Annotated in this window: 12 protein-coding genes; 4 read left to right on the top strand and 8 right to left on the bottom strand. The window is 58.8% G+C overall.

All coding sequences use genetic code 11. The features are described from left to right. Window positions 1-28: 28 nt before the first annotated feature. From AEQ63_RS03035 to rfaH, 4 genes are read right to left on the bottom strand one after another with little or no spacing between them, the layout of a single operon-like run. Window positions 29-2,338, bottom strand: a complete 2,310-nt coding sequence (locus AEQ63_RS03035) for a GumC family protein (RefSeq protein WP_064361727.1) — start codon at window positions 2,336-2,338, stop codon at window positions 29-31. Window positions 2,339-2,340: 2 nt separating this feature from the next. Next, the gene (locus AEQ63_RS03030) at window positions 2,341-2,874 is read right to left on the bottom strand and encodes a polysaccharide biosynthesis/export family protein (RefSeq protein ID WP_042609790.1); all 534 of its coding nucleotides are present in this window, start codon (window positions 2,872-2,874) and stop codon (window positions 2,341-2,343) included. Between the two features lie 12 nt (window positions 2,875-2,886). Further along, window positions 2,887-4,047, bottom strand: a complete 1,161-nt coding sequence (locus AEQ63_RS03025) for an outer membrane beta-barrel protein (protein ID WP_064361726.1) — start codon at window positions 4,045-4,047, stop codon at window positions 2,887-2,889. A gap of 51 nt (window positions 4,048-4,098) precedes the next feature. Then, window positions 4,099-4,617: a transcription/translation regulatory transformer protein RfaH gene (gene rfaH, locus AEQ63_RS03020; RefSeq protein ID WP_064361725.1), complete on the bottom strand. Its 519-nt coding sequence runs from the start codon at window positions 4,615-4,617 to the stop codon at window positions 4,099-4,101. A gap of 684 nt (window positions 4,618-5,301) precedes the next feature. Here rfaH and AEQ63_RS03015 point away from each other — a divergent pair. Beyond that, complete coding sequence (locus AEQ63_RS03015; RefSeq protein WP_064361724.1) at window positions 5,302-6,276, top strand: NAD-dependent epimerase; 975 nt, start codon at window positions 5,302-5,304, stop codon at window positions 6,274-6,276. A gap of 1 nt (window position 6,277) precedes the next feature. Here AEQ63_RS03015 and AEQ63_RS03010 read toward each other — a convergent pair whose 3' ends face one another. From AEQ63_RS03010 to AEQ63_RS02995, 4 genes are all read right to left on the bottom strand, one after another. Next, window positions 6,278-6,487, bottom strand: coding sequence for a hypothetical protein (locus AEQ63_RS03010; protein WP_064361723.1), 210 nt, complete (start codon window positions 6,485-6,487; stop codon window positions 6,278-6,280). 111 nt (window positions 6,488-6,598) lie between these two features. After that, window positions 6,599-9,058, bottom strand: coding sequence for a fimbria/pilus outer membrane usher protein (locus AEQ63_RS03005; RefSeq protein WP_236705229.1), 2,460 nt, complete (start codon window positions 9,056-9,058; stop codon window positions 6,599-6,601). A gap of 197 nt (window positions 9,059-9,255) precedes the next feature. Further along, window positions 9,256-10,005, bottom strand: a complete 750-nt coding sequence (locus AEQ63_RS03000) for a fimbrial biogenesis chaperone (protein WP_064361721.1) — start codon at window positions 10,003-10,005, stop codon at window positions 9,256-9,258. Window positions 10,006-10,074: 69 nt separating this feature from the next. Next, on the bottom strand, window positions 10,075-10,680 hold the full coding sequence (locus AEQ63_RS02995) for a fimbrial protein (RefSeq protein WP_042609796.1): 606 nt from the start codon (window positions 10,678-10,680) through the stop codon (window positions 10,075-10,077). A 323-nt stretch (window positions 10,681-11,003) separates the two neighbouring features. Between AEQ63_RS02995 and AEQ63_RS02990 the strand changes: the two genes are divergently transcribed. From AEQ63_RS02990 to AEQ63_RS02980, 3 genes are all read left to right on the top strand, one after another. Continuing rightward, a complete protein-coding gene (locus AEQ63_RS02990) occupies window positions 11,004-12,224 on the top strand; it encodes an EAL domain-containing response regulator (RefSeq protein ID WP_042609797.1) in 1,221 nt (406 codons plus the stop codon). Window positions 12,225-12,398: 174 nt separating this feature from the next. Beyond that, entirely contained in the window at window positions 12,399-13,106 is a 708-nt protein-coding gene (locus tag AEQ63_RS02985; RefSeq protein WP_042609798.1) for a response regulator transcription factor, read from the top strand. A gap of 7 nt (window positions 13,107-13,113) precedes the next feature. Further along, window positions 13,114-16,746 (top strand): transporter substrate-binding domain-containing protein, encoded by a 3,633-nt coding sequence (locus tag AEQ63_RS02980; RefSeq protein ID WP_064361720.1) that lies wholly within the window; start codon window positions 13,114-13,116, stop codon window positions 16,744-16,746. The last annotated feature ends 11 nt before the right edge of the window (window positions 16,747-16,757 follow it).

Raw genomic sequence — 16,757 nt, 5'->3', positions numbered from 1 at the left:
CTGCTGCCGGGCGGCACGGCCCGGAGGATCAGCGCGGGGCGAAGTCGTAGTCGTAGAAGGAACGGGAATGGCCATGGCCGTACTTGCGCGCCTTGCGCAGATCGACCTGATTGAGCACCACGCCGAATACGGGCGCCTGGCTCTGCTGCAACACGGCAATGCTTTTGCGCACCTGGCCGACCGGCGTGCTCTGCGCCTTGACCACGTAGATCACCGCGTCGGAATGCTGGGCCAGCAACAGCGCGTCGCTGACGATTTCTGCTGGCGGCGAATCGATGATGATGTGCCGGTAGCGCGACTTGAGAATGTGCAACAACCGGCCGAGGCGTGGCGAACTGAGCAAATCCTGCGCGGGGGCCACGGCGTTGCTCGAACTGCTCGAGGCTTTCAGTCGTGGTGCGTCGAACGGATCCAGCATCGACGGTGCCAGGCAGCCGGCCGGAAGCATGTCGAGATTGCCGACGCTGCGAATGCAGTCTTCCAGCCGCGCGGTGCCGGCCATGAGGTTGGCGAGGCCGGGGCTCTCTGGCGGGAAATCGAAGTTCAGCGACAGCGTCGGCTGCCGCATGTCGGCATCGATCAGCAGCACCCGTTCCAGCGGCGCCAGCGACGAAGCGAGATTGTTGGCGATGGTGCTCTTGCCTTCGCCGGACACCGAGGACGTGACCAGCACCACCTGCGCCGGGCGTTCGTTGTTTTGCAGCATCAGCCAGGTGCGCAGGTTGCGGATGGTTTCGCAGAAGCGCGGGTGATCGTTGTCTTCGAACAGCCGCGCCAATTGTCGACGGCTCTTCTTCATCACCAGCGGCACCACGCTGAGCAGCGGCACATTGAGCAGGCTCTCGACGGTGTCGTCGGTCTTGAAGGTGTTGCTCAGCGTATCGAAGAGGAAGGCGAGGGCGACGCCAACCACCGCAGCCACCAGCGCAACGATTGCCAGGATCAGGTTCTTGCGCGGTCTGCTCGCTTCCAGCGGGGCGATCGCCGGGTCGACAATGCGCGCCTTGGCCGAATCCATGTCCGAGGTGGCGGCGGTTTCCTTGAGACGAGTGACGAAGGTTTCATACAGCGCGCGGGTGCTGTCGACTTCCCGCTGGAATTCGCGCAGCTGGAATTCCTTGCGCGAAATGTCCTGAATCTGCGCCTTGTTGCTGTTGAAGGATTTGCGCAACGCGTCCTCGCTGGCCACCGCCAGTTGATATTGGCGTTCGATGCCGGCGACCACTTGCTGCACCTGCAGACGCAGGCTGTTGGCCGCCGTGCGTTGTTCGGAACGGGCGGATATCAGTGCCGGGTGCTTGGGCCCGTAGCGGCCCGACAACTCCTCGACCTTGGCCTGGGCCTTGGCCAGGTCGGCCTGGAACTGCTGAATCAGCGGGTTGCTCAGCACCGCCGGCACACTCGACAAGCGACTGATGTCGCCGTTGCTCAAGGACTGCGCCTGACGGAACTGGCTCTCCGCTTCGGCGCGATCGCGGCGTGCATCGATCATGCGATTGCCGGTCATTTGCAGTTCGTTGGCACTGATCGTCGCGACACCGTCGACGTCGACCAGACCCTGTTCTTCGCGATACCCCTGCAACTTGTTTTCGGCTACGCGCAGGTTGTCGCGCAACTCGACCAGGCGGGTGTTCATCCAGCTGGTGTTGTTTTGCGAAGACTTGAGGCTGGTGTCCTGCTGGCTGTCGATGAAGCCTTGGGCAAGGGCATTGGCCACCGCCGCAGCGAGGGCCGGGTCGGGCAGTTCGACGTCGATTTCCAGCAACTGGCTCTTGCCGACAAACTTGACGCTGGTGTGCAGCATCAGGTTCTGCGTGACGTCGTTGAATACCTGTTCTTCCGTCGCTGGCGGCTTCGGTGGCGGCAGCAGATCCAGCCATGGCAGCCATTGGTCGCGGTTGAGATCGGCCAGCCATTGGCGCGGGGTGAACCAGCTCTGCGCCTGCTGGCGCGGATCGGTGATCGGATTCGTAGTCAGGCCGAGTTTGCGCACGGCGCGCTCGGCCAGTTCCCGCGATTGCAGCAGGGCTTGCTGGGTCTGCAGGTAATCGGTGGTGGTGGCGCCTCCGGCTTCAGCGGCTTGCTGAAAACTCATGACGGGCGGCGTCTTGTCCTTGATCAGCAACGTCGCACTGCCGACGTACTGCGGCGTGATGAACGACAGCGCCGCCACGGCCAGCGCGCAACTGAGCAGCACCAGCCAGGCGATGTTCCACTTCGCTGACCAGATCACGCGCCACAGGTGCAGCAGATCAAGGGTGTCCGACTCATCGGCCGCTTGCGTTTGCGAATGGGCCTGGAGCGGACGTTCGAGGTAGGTGCTTGGGCTGTTGTCCATGATCAGAAAAAGCCTTGTGCAATGGAAATGGTGTCGCCGGGGGCGATGACGGTGGTGCGCGAAATGTTTTCAGTGACCGGCGGGCCGCCGCTGCCGCGCAGGATCGTCACGCGTTTCATTGAGGCGCGTTCGGTCAGGCCGCCACCCAGCGCAATGGCTTTTTCCAGGGTCAGGCCGGGCTGGAAGGGGTAGCTGCCGGGCTTTTGCACTTCGCCATTGATGTAGAACGGGCGGTATTCGATCTGGCTGAGGCTGACTTTCGGATCGACCAGATAGCCTTGCTTGAGGCCGTCGACGATCTTCTGTTCGACCTGATTGGGCGTCAGGCCCTTGGCGACGATTTCGCCGAGAAACGGGTAGGAGAAGGTGCCGGCGTCGTTCAGGCGGATCTTCTTGAAGCTCAGTTCCGGCTCGCCGAACACCGTGATGCGCAAGACATCGCCGGCAGCAAGGCGGTAATCGGCGTTGCTGTCCGCCGCCTCGACCGTGGGCACTGTCCAGAGCAGCAACAACAGTAAAATCAGGCGCGAGTGCATGGCCCAACCCTCCTACAGACTGACGTCGAAAGTGATCTGGAAGACGTTGCGGGTGAAGCTTTCGTTGTCGGCATCGGAGTCGTTGTCGCGGTGCCGATAGGCGAGTTCGACGTCCAGCCAGCGGCGCATTTCGTAAATCACGCCGAGTTTGTAATCCTGCAGATCGTCGCTGCGGTCCTGGCCTTCGTAGACGTAATGGCCCATGCCGACTTCGGCAACGCTGGTGATGCGTTCGGTCCAGCCGTGGCGCCAGCCGACCTGGGTGAAGGTGGCTTTCACCGCATCGGAGCCGTCGTCGCCTTCGGCCATGGCCTGGCGTGCGAGGAAGGTAAACGTTGAGTAGGTGCGCGGTTTCCACGCCAGGTCCACTTGCCAGGTCGGGTTGCTCAGGTCGTCGGAGCCGCTCTGGTCGAAGTTCTTGCGCTCGTAGCCGACGCGCAATTTGCCGGTGGTTTTTGCGGTCATGTCCCATTCGGCCCCGGCCAGCACCGCATCGGAGCGACTGCTGCGCGGGCTGTTCGATTGCAGGTAGTCGAAGCGCGTGTGGTCGTATTCGAGCAGGCCGTGGGTCTTACTGCCGAGGCGGTGATACCAGGTGGTGGTGAGGTTGCTGGTGTTGCGCTCCTTGTCATCGTTGATGCCGTCGGCGTTGTCATAGCGCAGTTGGGCGTAGCTGGCGCCGAGGTCGATCTGGTTCAGCGCGCTGCGCGCGCCGAAGGTGTAGACGCCGCCGACGCGCTTGCTTTCGATCTTGTCGTTGATGCCGTCGACGGCGGTCGAGGTGGTGCGCTCGTATTTGCGCGCCTCGGCTTCGAGTTTCAGCCGATGCCGGTCGGTGAACTCCATGATGCTGTCGGCGCGCAGACGCTGGGCGGTGTTCGAAGCGTCCGAGGCGCTGTGATAGATATAGCGGGTCGGCTCCCAGATCACCCGCGTAGCGCTGTTGCGATCCTCGGCCTTGAGCTCGAAGGCCGGCGCCAGGCGGGTGACCATGGTTGACTCGACGTCATGTTCGACTTCACGAAAGTTGTCGTCGTAGCTTTCCGACAAGGCGAAGGTCGGGGTGAAATCGAAGCCGTAGACATTGATCGCTTGCGGCTCAACGCTCCAGGCAGCTTCGGGTGCGCAGCAGGCGACGACTAAAACCAGGGAACAGCGAGGCTTCAGAGCCATGGATCACGCTCCTGATAGAGGGGGTCGGTGTCAGGGCGAAGCGGATCCGGACTATTGTCGCTGGCGTTCGAGGTAACTCAGCGGGACGCTTACGTGTTGTTGGCGGTTGAGGAAATTGAGCAGGATCATCACGCGCTCATCGCCCTGCATGGACAGGAACACACCCTCGAGCAGGGACAGTGGGCCCTGGACGATCTGCAAAGGTTCGCCAGGCTTGAGCGTCGGCTCGGCGGGAAAACCGATCGACTCCTGGCTGCGTTCACGCAATTGTGCGATCACGTCTTCATCGACCCGGGCCGGGACGTGGTTGAATTCGACGATGCGACTGACGCCGCGGGTCGAGCGAATCGGCGCCCAATTATCGTCACGGCTCAACTGAATGAACACGTAGCCGGGGAACAGCGATTCCAGGGTTCGTTGGCGTTTGCCACGAATACTGCGCTCGCTCATCAGCTGCGGCCGAAAGGTCGAATAGTTCTGTTGCTGCAGATTGAGTTGTGCCCGTTCATCCTGGCGGGGCTTGCACTGCAATAAATACCAGTTAGAACCGTTGCGGCAAACCGTTAGCATGCTGGAGTACTCCATACATAGCGATCGTTTAAGCAAGGCGGCCGATAACGTGGGACGAGCCGTCATGCTTGCTAGTAGGTAGTAGGCTGATCAAGGCAAAGTGCCGAGCCAGATGCATCAATGTTTATTGGCAGAAGAAGTGTTTCAAAAATGAATCAACTTAGGTGGGTTATTGTTATATCCGTGGCAGTCTTGGCTATAACGATCCGGCGGCTTTTGTTCAGGCAAAGCTACCGCACGGTTCGCAGTTGCGACCTTCAGGATCCAATTACATAACTAACCCGAGAGGCGTAAAGTGCGCAGGGGCGCCGGCGCTTCGGGCAGTGATTAGTTATCGGCCAGTCTTCGCAAGCTGTCAATTAATAACAGTCAAAAAGACTGCCTTTCATCCGCTGATGATGGCCATGTTTTGTAAGTGATTGGTTCGTAAGGGTGAAATCTATTCGTCGGATTTTTTAAACTTTTCCAAGTTATTGAAGTCGTCTAGGTTAGATGGTGTGCGTGATAGCAAATTAGTTTCAATCTTACATCTTTCGGTTCGTAAGAGGTTTGCCTTTTAATCTCCTTGCGTCGGCTGCTGCTGGCCTCGGCAACTAAGGTCGTCTATGAATAGTTGCCGAGTTTGCGGGCGAAATGTTCGGCGGTGCGTATCCGCTAAAGTCAAACCAGTGAGCCGAGGCGATCATGAGTGTTCTGGTGACGGGCGCAGCAGGCTTTATCGGTTATCACACGGTCGTGCGTTTATGTCGCGAAGGTTTTGAGGTTGTTGGTGTCGACAATCTCAACGCTTACTACGACGTCGAACTTAAACAGGCGCGGTTGCACAGATTGCAAACGCTGACCAATTTCACTTTCCAGCGGCTGGACATCGTCGACCAGGGAGCATTGACCGCGCTGTTCGTGAAGGGCCGATTCAAACAGGTCATCCACCTCGCCGCGCAGGCTGGTGTGCGTTACTCGCTGGACAATCCTGATGCTTATGCGCAATCGAATCTGGTCGGGTTTCTCAACCTGTTGGAAGCTTGCCGTGGTCATCCGCCCGAGCACTTGATTTACGCCTCGAGCAGCTCGGTGTACGGCGCCAATACCAAGATGCCGTTTGCAGAAGATGACCAGGTCGATCAGCCGGTGTCGTTGTACGCCGCGACTAAACGCGCCAACGAACTACTCGCGCACAGCTACTGCCATCTCTACGGATTACAGGCTACCGGCCTGCGCTTTTTCACCGTGTACGGCCCGTGGGGCCGACCGGACATGGCGCTGTTCAAATTCACCGAGGCGATGCTGCAAGGGCGCGCCATCGACATCTACAACCAAGGCGAAATGGCGCGGGATTTCACCTATATCGACGACATCGTCGAAGCGATTTTCCGCTTGCTCGACAAACCGCCCGCGCTCAGCGACGAGCGCGGCACCAACCGCCTGTTCAATATCGGCCGGGGTAGTCCGGTGGCGCTGATGAGCTTCGTCGAGTGCCTGGAGCAGGCACTGGGCATGAAAGCGCAGCGCCGTTATTTGCCGATGCAGGAGGGCGATGTAGTGAAGACCTGGGCCGACGTGTCGGCGCTGTCACGCTGCATCGACTTCAGCCCGCAGGTGCCGATCGAGCAGGGCGTGCAGGCGTTCGTGCAGTGGTATCGAGAGTTCTATCAGGTCTGATTCAGTGCAGGGTGACGGCCCTGCGACTTTCCCCGATGCGGATCCGGTCAAGAGCGCGATTCAGCGCATCCAGTGCATCGAGCAGCGCCTTGGCCTCGGCTTCACGCCCGTCGCCCCACAGGCGCTCGGCCATTGTGTTCAAGGCCAGAATCGCACGCTCGATGTCGGCTGCGCTCGCGGTTTTGTCAGGGGCTGGTGGTTTTTTCGGCATTCAGGGTTCCTCGGCGGACGGCAAACCACCATACCGCCAAGGCGCCGAGCAATATAGTCAGCGGGTGCCCGTGTTGCAGATTCAATCGACAGGCGCAGGGTTATTGGCGCACTACTTCGCGCTCGAAGAGCAGGCCAACCGGTATTGCTCGTAGTTCAAACCTTCAACCTTTTCCGGCAGCTTGTATGGCACGGGACAGCTTTTGCCCTGCCACTTGATGGTGATGACACCGTGGTCTTTGGTCACCAGCGCCAGGGCTTTGCCCGTCGGATCGGACAATGCCAGTTGTTTGCCGTCGCTATCCAACAGCACGGCGCCGAATGGAATTGCCTGTCCGTTGGCGTCGTACAGCTCGAACTGGACGCGTCTGCCTTTGCTGCCTTCGAATCGCGCGAGAACCACCGAACCGCGTCTTGGCACCAGTTGCTGAGTGGCATTGTCCAGCTCTATCTCACCACCCAGGTTACGCGTGTCCAGCGTCACCCAGTTCACGCGATACGGTTGCGCGTTAGGCAGAACCGCGTAGCCGTTCAGGCCGGTTTTCACGCCTGAATAGCTGCTGACTTCGACGCCCGACATGCCGGGCACTTCCACCAGGCCGAACGTTTCGCCGACGGTCTGGCCCATATTGATGCCGCCTGCATGGGCCACCAGCGATCCGGCGGCACTCAGGTTCTGTGATTCATAGCCATTGCCTCGGCTGTAACCCAGGCTCAGGTCGCCCATCGATGTGCGGGTACTCAGGCTCAGCGAGCCAGAACGATCGCCCTGGACACTGCGCCCGGTCTGCACCGAGTAGTAGGTGTCGCTGTCCTCGGTCAGATAACCGTTGATCCCGGCTTGGGTGCTGGTCCCTGTATTTTGATGGTTGCTGGAAATGTAGGCACGCGGTGCGCGAGGCGTCGATCCGAGCGGGAAGGAAATCGAAACGCTCAGTTGTGTGTCGTTGTTGGTCTCACCGCGCGCGCCGAATTCCTGGGTTTTGCTCAGGCTGATGTTGTAGTTCAGGTCGCGCCAGTTGTTGTTGTAACCGGCGGAAAAGCTCCGCGAGCCGCCGCGATCCCAATAGCGCTGGTCACTGGCGTTCAAGTACAGCGAGCCGAACTGACGTGCTTCGCCCAAGGTCTGGTTGACCGTAAGATCGGTGCGGGTTTTGGAATTACCCAGGCGTCGGGTTGCGCCGGCGCTGGTGTCCTGCACATGGTCGGTCAGCGTGCGGTAACCCTCGGTCGAATAACGATAGGCGGCGAGGGTGAAGCTGGTATCGGTGCCGGTGAAGGTCTTTGCATAGAGCGCGCGTATGCTGCTGCCCTGGGTGGTTTTGCCAAAGGCCTTGCTGGACGATTGCGTGACGTCCAGGGACATCGCGCCAATCGAGGTATTCTTCGCCGCGCCGAATGAGAGCGCCTTGAAACCATTGCTGGCCTGAAGGCCGGCAATGCCTGTCAGGTTGCTGGTCAAGCCATAGGCGAACGTGCCGCTGAGGAAGGCCGGCTTGTCGTAGCCCTCGCTGTTGTTATTGAATTTGCCGCTCGACAGGCTGTACTTCAACTGTCCCTCACGCACCATCGTCGGCAGGGCGGAGAATGCCTGGCGGGTGACCTTGCGCCGTCCATCCGCTTCAACAATGGTGATCTCCAGATCGCCGTTGGAGCCCGATGGATAGATATCACTGATCTCGAACGGGCCCGGCGGCACGTTGGTGGTGTAGAGAATGTAGTTATCCTGGCGGACCTCGATCGTTGCATTGGTTTCAGCCACGCCACGAATGATCGGCGCATAGCCGCGCTCACTGTCTGCGCGCATGCCCTCATCAGAGGCCACTTTGACGCCTTGATAGCGCACGCTGTCGAACAGATCCGAATCGGAAAAGATTTCACCCGCACTCAGTTGCCCCTTGATCGCCGTGAGGTCGCGCTGGATGAAGGTACGGTTGCTGACGAACCGATTGGGCCGGCCGGTGGCGCTGCTCAGGTTGGACTCGTTGCGCAAACGCCAGGCGCCCAGGTTTATGCCATTGCGCAGCCCGAGGTTATTGGAGATTTGCGTCGAGTAATCGGTTTTGCTGCGGGTGCTGCTCAACTGATAGTTGATGAAGCCGGCGGCCACGCCTTCGTCCCAAAGCTCAGGATCGACATAACCACGCATGCCACGAGCCATCGCCACCTGCGGCACGCTGATATTGAGGCGCAGGCGGTTGGCGTCAAAACTGAGACTGGCTTGCTCGATCATCGCGGGCAGGTCGTAGTGATCGGCAGGGTGTTGCTCGTCAACCAGACCTTGCTCACGCAGTTTGCGCATGTCCACACCCAGCTGCTGTAACAGTTCCAGGGTGATGTGCGGTTCGACTTTGCCGTTGACCGGGTTGGCCGCAAAATCAACGTCGCGTCGACCGACCAGCGTGCCGTTGCTGTAAACGTCAACGCGATATTGGCCCGGCAGTACGCTGTTGGCATTCAACAAGGGTTGCAGATCGACCGCTGATGAACCTTCAAGAAACAACGTATTGAAAGCTTCACCCGCTACCGCGGCCGGCGCTTCGGCACCTACGGCAAATCCACAGATGGCCATGTTGATTGCAAAGCACAATGGATGCAGGCAGCCCAACGCCGTTTTGTTTTTCTGACGCGCAACGTGATGCTTAACACAACTTGGAGATGTGTGGTGTTGGGAGGAAAACATGCAATTTGCCTTATCAGTCCGTGTTGCTTCAACCGGAGTCCGGAACTTGTGAATAGCTTGTAAGTTGGCAGGGTAGGGCGGGGAAGTTACTGCGCGGAGGCATCTTTCACGCGCTCGGCATGACTTTCGGTGGCGCTCAGTGGTGCGTCAAATCTTTGTTGTGCGCCGTAGTCGTTAATGGCCGAAAAACTCAAGCGCGAAGAACCGGCTGGCAACTCTTTCAGATTGAACGAACGGACTTCGCCGGGAACGATCATTGTCGAATCAATTACCAGCTCCGCTTTTTTTCCAGCAGCGATTTTCAGATCTGCCAGCGATACGTGGTAATTGCTCTGGTTTTTTACTTGCAGCATCGACTTGCCAGCCTGTGTAACCAACTGCCATGCAAGTTGCTCCGGCGCCTTTGCGGCGTCACCGGCGAGTCCGTCCGGGCGGAAGAAAACCTTGATGCGCTGACGCACCGCCAGTTGCAGCGTATTGACATCGGCAGCACTGGCCTGGGGGATTTCCTGCACGTTCAGCCACACCACTGACTCTTTGTCCGCAGGCATGCCGCGGCCCTCATAAAGTATCCTCAGCAGTTGCTGTTGATTGGGCTCGAGTTTGGCCAGCGGTGGGGTCACCGCGAAAGGCGGCGCGCTGCCAGCGGCGTCGCCGGCATCCAGCCACGATTGCGCCAGAATGGTTTGCCCGCCATTGCGCACGGTGACGTTCGCTTCTTTGTGCGCGCCATCGAAAATGATCCGGGTGGAACTCAAGGAAATGCTGGCGAATGCCGAGTGCGTCATCAACACTCCGGCAAGTCCCAGGCAAAGCGGAAAATAGCGACTTAACATAGTGTTCACCGATTAATTCAGGCTGGGAAGGACAGGGCACAGCGGCCCCGTCCAGGTATTGCGCGCTGCTTATTCGTATTCGAGAACGAACGGCAGAGTGGCGTTACCGGTACCTGCAGTAGCAGCGGTCTTGTCGCCGGTGGTGACGTAAGCGGCTGCGAACGACAGGGTGCCGTCGCCGCCAGTAGTGCCGTCGCCAGTCAGGCTGGTCTGCACTTTGGCAGTGGCTTCGGAGCTCAGATCGATCAACTGGCCATTGCTGTCCAGCAGCGCGATACCTACGCCTTTGGCCGCATCGGTACCTTGCAGCTTGAGAACTTTCTTGCCATCAACCAGGCCCGAACCGCCGTTTACGGTTGGTTTGAACAGCATCGAAACCTTGGTACCGGCGTTGCAGTTCACTTTCAGGTTGAAATCGTTGGCAGCCACACGACCGGCGCCCGGGGCAGAATCGGTGCCCATGTCTTTGATCGAAACGCTGCCCATGTCCACGGCAATCATCTTGTCGCTGCCCGAAGCGCCATCTACCGAGCAAGCGTCGTTATTGATAACGCCGGTGAAGCTGATTTGACCGCTGCCGCCCTTGACAGCTTTGGCGGCTTCTTCCGCAGCTTGTGCGCCGGTAGAGGCAGCCAGTACGGAAAGAGTGAGTAGTGCGAAAGCGAACTTTTTCATGTTTATATCCGAAGTTATTGTGAAAGTGCTGCATTGAAATGCCAGGCCATCTTAGGTCTGTGTTAGTTGTAAGTCTTTGAGATTTGTCTTAAAGCTCGGCAAGTGAGAGCAAGTCAGCACTATCGCAAGTGCGCAGCTATATTTGCGGTCAATGGTGTGGCGAACTAAATGAGACAATTCTCAAAGTCGTGCAGTTTGTGTCTGGTTAGTATTCGCGGGTGCAGAAAATCTCAGTCAATGCAAAGTTTGTGAGCGGGCGTCCTGCTTGAAAGATGATTCAGACTTTCCACTATTAATGGCTGATAGAAAGAGGTTCCGGGTTTGTGAACACGCTTCGTTTATTGGTATTGGAAGATCACGCCTTCCAGCGCACGGCGGCGGTCAGTGCGCTTAATAGCTTGGGTTACAAAAATATCTTTCAGGCGGCTGACGGCAAGGATGCGCTGGCCGTGATTTCCCAGGCAGGGGGCGTGGACGTTGCGTTGTGTGACCTGAGCATGGCCGGGATGGATGGTTTGACGTTTTTGCGCCTGGCGAGAGAGGCCGGATTGATTCGCGCAGTGATCATCTGCAGTTCACTGCCTGAAGACCTGTTGCGCACGGTTGACCGGATCGTCACGTTGCAGGGCCTGGAATTGCTCGGCAGTGTCGGCAAGCCGTTGATGGTCGATGTGCTGGCGCCGTTGTTGGCTCGCTACCGGCCGCACACTCAGGTCGATGCCAAAGTGGCGGAAAGTCAGCTCGATCAGCCTTCGGAGAGCGAAGTGCTTGAAGCCATTCGCCGGCAGGAATTTCGCGCGTACTTCCAGCCCAAGTTTCATCTGCGCAGTGGTGAGGTGGATGGCGCCGAAGTGCTGGTGCGCTGGCAGAGCCCCAGTCGCGGATTGCTTTCGCCGGGTATGTTCTTGCCAACGATCGAGCGTTGCGGGCTGCTCGACGAAATGTTTTTCAGCCTGCTTACGCAAGGGCTGAGTCTGCAGCGTTTCGTGCAGTCCCACGGCAAACCGTTCAAGCTGGCATTCAATCTCGACGTCACGCAGATGGCCAACCCGAACCTCGTCGACCGGATCAAGGCGCTGTTGCGCATCCACGGCGCCTCGCCAGCCGGGCTCATATTCGAGCTGACGGAAACCGGTCTGCTGCAGATGCCCGAGATCAGCATGGAAAACATGGTGCGCCTGCGCATGCTGGGTTTCAGCCTGGCGATCGATGATTTCGGTGTCGGCTATTCTTCGCTGGAGCGCCTGTGTCAGATGCCGTTCAACGAAATCAAACTCGACGCCGGTTTCGTGCAGAATTTCCAGCAGGCCCGCTACAGCGCGGTCATTCACGGTGCGCTGGCCCTGGCGCGCGAGCTGGACATGCGGGTGGTGGCAGAAGGCATCGAAACCGCCGATCAGGTTCACCACCTGGCGCGGCTGGGTTGTCAGTGGGGGCAGGGTTTCTTTTATGCTCGACCCATGAACTGGGCCCATCTGGTCGATTGGCGCTTCGAGGGGCAAAAGTCGTCCTGGCGCCGCGCCATAGGCACGTCTGATCGCTGATGCGAGCGGGCAGTCTGACTTTTGGGACAAAGCCCTATTTCGTCGCGCCTGCAAAACACTCATGATGTGCCGAGAAATCAATCAGATGCACCTGAATGCTTCGGTAGTGCCCGGGATTTGCTGCGGTTGCCAAGTGCTGATGGTTCTCCAACCCTCCTCATCATGGAGCTATTCATGCATTGGTCAGTCGTGAATCCGTTACGCGTTGCCATCCTTGATGATCACTCGCTCATACGTCTGGCGATGAAATCGCGGCTGACGCGCGAAGCCGAGTTCAGTGTCGTGGGTGTCTATGGGAGCAGCGCGCAGTTGCTCGCCGGGTTGCGCGAGATCGAAATCGACCTGCTGATACTCGACTACAAGCTGCACGATGGGGAGCTGGACGGGCTTAATCTGATCCGTCTGCTGCGCAAGCAATATCCGGGCATGCGCATTCTCGTCTCATCTTCCGAAGAACGCCCGGCGGTGGTGAACATGGCGATCGGGGCGGGCGTCAGCGGATTCTTCGGCAAGTCGCAGTCGGTCGATGACCTGATCACCGCCATCCGCAGTGCTGCGTCCGGGCAGTTGTACCTGTCGCCGGAAATGGCCTTCGAGCTCGATGTGCTGCCTGCGTCGGTCGATGAACCTGCCGGTGCCAATGACGACGGCGCGGCGCACAGCGACGATTTCCTCAGCAATCCTCTGCTGTCACCGAAAGAGAAAGAAGTCTTGCGCTGCTGCCTGGAGGGAATGGGAGTGACGCAGATCGCTTTGAAGTTCTCGCGCAGTCGCAAAACCATCAGCGGGCAAAAACAGGCCGCTTTCAAAAAGCTTGGCATTCGTGGTGATGCAGAGCTGTTCAAGTTGCAGCACAGCCTGACGGCGGACAATCAGGGATAACTCGCTTATGTTTCATCTGTTGCGCGGTGTTTTGCTAGCCAGTGTGCTTTTCGTGTTCGGTAGCGGGTTGTTGTGGGCAGCAGAGCCGCGCACTCTGCAGGTGTTCGGTCGATCGGACTGCAAGGAGCTGCAGCTCGATCTGGCCAATGAAGACTGGAGTTGGCTGCGGCAGAAGCGCAGTCTGGTGCTGGGCTCGGCGCTTCCGGATTTCCCGCCCTATGTCATGACCGCCAGCGGTACACGTTACGAGGGGATTGCCGCCGACATCGCCTGCATTATCGGCCAGGCCTTGCACGTCGAAGTTACCGTCAAGGCTTATCCCGACCGTCGCGATGCCATGGCGGCGCTCGAGCGTGGCGACATCGACATGTTGGGCAGCTCCAACAGTTTCGAGTTGATCGATGGCCTCGTCACGCTCAGCAAACCTTATGTCGAAGACGTGCCGGCGATGTTCATGCGCGGCGATGATCGGCGACCGATGCCGGCCAATCTGGCCGGTTTGCGTATTGCGGTTGCCGACGATTACCTGCCTTCCAGTCAATTGCACGGGTTGTATCCCAACGCCGAGTTCGTGCTTTTTCCATCGAACGAGCTGGCACTGGCTGCGCTGGCCTTTGGCAAAGTCGATCTGTTCCTGGGCGACACGGTGTCCAGCAATTATCTGATCAACCTCAACTACTTTAACTATGTGCGTCTGCACTCTTTCGTCAAAACCCAAACCAGCGGTTTCAGCTTCGCCTTGCGCCGAGGTAATGATCAGCTGCTGCGTCTGATCGACTCGGTCATCGAGTCGATGGGTGAGGGGAAGATAGGCGAGATCACCAAGCGCTGGTCCGGCGGCGGCGGGGCGCTGACCCCCAAACGTATTGACCTGACACCCGGCGAGGCACGCTGGCTTGAGCTGCACCCGGTGGCGCGGTTTGTGATCAATGACGATCAGGCACCGTTTGCGTTCTTTGATGGCGATGGCAATTTTGGCGGGATCGGCGCTGATCTGTTGGAGCTGATTCAGCGCCGCACCGGTTTGCAGATCGATGTAGAACGCACTGACAGTTTTTCCAGCCTGAGCACGCGTCTGCTTGATGGCAGCGCCGATATCTCGCTGCTGACGCCAACCGTCTCGCGTGAAGTCGGCATGCGTTTCACTCATCCGTTTCTCGCCAGTCCCTTCGTGATCGTCACTACCAAGGATGCAGGCGCGCCTTCAAGCCTGCAGGAACTGCGCGGCAAGCGTGTCGCGGTTCCCGAAAGCTCGGCGGAGCGCGAGCTGCTCAAGGATTATCCCGACATCGAGATCGTCGACAACGAAACAGTGCTGGGCGCGCTGGCTGACGTGAAAGACGGGCGGGCAGACGCGATGATTACCACGTTGCACAGTGCGCGTTATTACATCGCTCACATTTATAGCGACAGTTTGCGCATCTCCAACATCGTCGGCATGAACAAAGGGTTCCTCGCCTTTGCCGCCCGGCGCGCCGATACCGAACTGGTCAGCATTCTGAACAAGGCGCTGCTGAGCATTCCGCCAGACGAGCTGGACGTGATCCTCAACCGTTGGCGTCCCATCGCAGCGTTCTCGGGACTGTCGTGGCGCGACTACAAGGCGTTGATCTACCAGATCAGCGCTGGCGCCTTCCTGATTATCCTGGGATCGCTGGCGTGGAATTTCTATATCCGCCGGCAGATCCGCGAACGCAGTCGTGCAGAGCGTTTGCTTGGCGATCAGCTGAAGTTCATGGGGGCGCTGATCAACGGCACGCCGCATCCCATTTACGTGCGCGACCGGGAAGGTCGACTTGTCACCTGCAATAACAACTATCTGCAAACCTTCGGCCTGATAGAAAAGGATGTGATCGGCAAGACCGTGCTCGAAAGCGGCAAGCGCAATCGTCAGGAGGCGTTGCAATTTCACGACGACTACCTGCGCGTCATCGAACAGGATGAACCTTACGAGGTGGATCGCACGCTGCATGTCGGTGATACACGGCTGATCATTTACCACTGGATCCAGCCTTATCACGACACCGCGGGTGAGGTCAGGGGCGTGATCTGCGGCTGGATCGACATCAGCGAACGGCGCGAACTGATCGAGGAATTGCGTGCGGCGAAAGAGCTGGCTGACGAGTCGAGCCGCGCCAAAACCACGTTCCTGGCGACCATGAGCCACGAGATCCGTACGCCAATGAGTGCCGTGATCGGCATGCTCGAACTCACCCTCAAGCGTGCCGAGCAGGGCCACTTCGATCGACCGGCGATTGAAGTGGCGTACGATTCGGCGAAAGGTCTGCTGGAACTGATCGGCGATATCCTCGACGTGGTACGCATCGAGTCCGGCCATGTCAGCCTTTCGCCGAAACGTGCCAACCTGCGCGAATTGGTCGAATCCGTGGCGCGGGTGTTCGACGGGTTGGCCAGGCAAAAAAGCCTGGTATTGAAGCTCGATATCGATGCCAACGTCGGCTGTGACGTATTGGTTGATCCGATGCGCTTCCAGCAGGTGCTCTCGAACCTGGTGGGTAACGCGATCAAGTTTACCGACACCGGTCATGTCAGCGTCTCGATTCGCGGCCAACGCCTCGCTGACGAGCGTTTGCAGGTCGACCTCAAGGTCGAGGACACCGGCATCGGCATTTCCAGCGCGGATCTGCAGAACCTGTTCCAGCCGTTTTCGCAAGCCAATCACGGCCCCTCGAACAGGGGCGGCACCGGTCTGGGGCTGGCCATCTCACGTTCGTTGTGCGAATTGATGGGCGGGCGGCTGAATATCACCAGTACGTTGGGCAAAGGCACCTGCCTGGAAGTGTCGCTGTTCTTCAACATTCTCAGCCCGCTCGGCGGCAAGGTGCTGCCTGTTTCGGTTATTCAGGACAAACCGGTCCCGACACTCAGGATCCTCGTAGTCGATGACCAGAGCGCCAACCGCTTGCTACTCACGCAGCAGCTGAGTTTCCTTGGCCAGGCGGTGCGTGATGCTGCCGATGGTGCCCAGGCCTTGGCGTTGTGGCGCTCGGAGCCGTTCGACATTGTGATCACCGACTGCAACATGCCGGTCATGAACGGCTATGAGCTGGCCCGCACCATTCGCCAGGATGAGCGCGACAGTGGTGGCGCACCGTGCATCGTACTGGGCTTTACAGCCAACGCGCAGCCGGAAGAAAAAGTGAAATGCCGAGAGGCGGGCATGGATGATTGTCTGTTCAAACCGATCAGCCTCAGCACCTTGTCGACCATGCTTGCCGGCTGGGAAAAAAATCTTGAACCCGAGCCGGTTGAAAGTCCGCCTGCGGCGACTGTCAAGGAGCTCGGTTCGATCCGCGAGCGTCTTGACGAGCTCACCGGCGGCGACCTCGACATGATGAAAGAATTGCTGCGCGAGGCGCTGTCGAGTTGCGAAAAGGATCTGGAGGAGTTGCATTCGCTGATTCCCGAAAGCGATCCCGGGCTGTTGGCTGACCTGGCGCACAGGATCAAGGGCGCGGCGCGGATTGTGGCCGAACATCAGGTCATCGAGGCGTGTAACGAGCTTGAGGCCGAGTGCGAAGCGCCGGTCATCGATCCATTGGATATCAATCGCAGCGCGCTGAAGCTGGAGCACGCACAGGCGGATCTGATCAAGAAAATCAAACGGGTCGAGCTGTAACCGTATCGAGG

The sequence above is a fragment of the Pseudomonas sp. RIT-PI-o genome (assembly GCF_001297215.1).
In the GTDB taxonomy this organism is placed as follows: domain Bacteria; phylum Pseudomonadota; class Gammaproteobacteria; order Pseudomonadales; family Pseudomonadaceae; genus Aquipseudomonas; species Aquipseudomonas moraviensis_A.
This window is presented reverse-complemented; position numbering and strand designations above follow the sequence as displayed.

Excerpts from the sequence above, each read along its gene's own strand:
- AEQ63_RS03035 (WP_064361727.1), bottom strand. The coding sequence starts at position 2,338 with ATGGACAACAGCCCAAGCACCTACCTCGAACGTCCGCTCCAGGCCCAT.
- AEQ63_RS03030 (WP_042609790.1), bottom strand. The coding sequence starts at position 2,874 with ATGCACTCGCGCCTGATTTTACTGTTGTTGCTGCTCTGGACAGTGCCC.
- AEQ63_RS03025 (WP_064361726.1), bottom strand. The coding sequence starts at position 4,047 with ATGGCTCTGAAGCCTCGCTGTTCCCTGGTTTTAGTCGTCGCCTGCTGC.
- rfaH (WP_064361725.1), bottom strand. The coding sequence starts at position 4,617 with ATGCTAACGGTTTGCCGCAACGGTTCTAACTGGTATTTATTGCAGTGC.
- AEQ63_RS03015 (WP_064361724.1), top strand. The coding sequence starts at position 5,302 with ATGAGTGTTCTGGTGACGGGCGCAGCAGGCTTTATCGGTTATCACACG.
- AEQ63_RS03010 (WP_064361723.1), bottom strand. The coding sequence starts at position 6,487 with ATGCCGAAAAAACCACCAGCCCCTGACAAAACCGCGAGCGCAGCCGAC.
- AEQ63_RS03005 (WP_236705229.1), bottom strand. The coding sequence starts at position 9,058 with ATGGCCATCTGTGGATTTGCCGTAGGTGCCGAAGCGCCGGCCGCGGTA.
- AEQ63_RS03000 (WP_064361721.1), bottom strand. The coding sequence starts at position 10,005 with ATGTTAAGTCGCTATTTTCCGCTTTGCCTGGGACTTGCCGGAGTGTTG.
- AEQ63_RS02995 (WP_042609796.1), bottom strand. The coding sequence starts at position 10,680 with ATGAAAAAGTTCGCTTTCGCACTACTCACTCTTTCCGTACTGGCTGCC.
- AEQ63_RS02985 (WP_042609798.1), top strand. The coding sequence starts at position 12,399 with ATGCATTGGTCAGTCGTGAATCCGTTACGCGTTGCCATCCTTGATGAT.
- AEQ63_RS02980 (WP_064361720.1), top strand. The coding sequence starts at position 13,114 with ATGTTTCATCTGTTGCGCGGTGTTTTGCTAGCCAGTGTGCTTTTCGTG.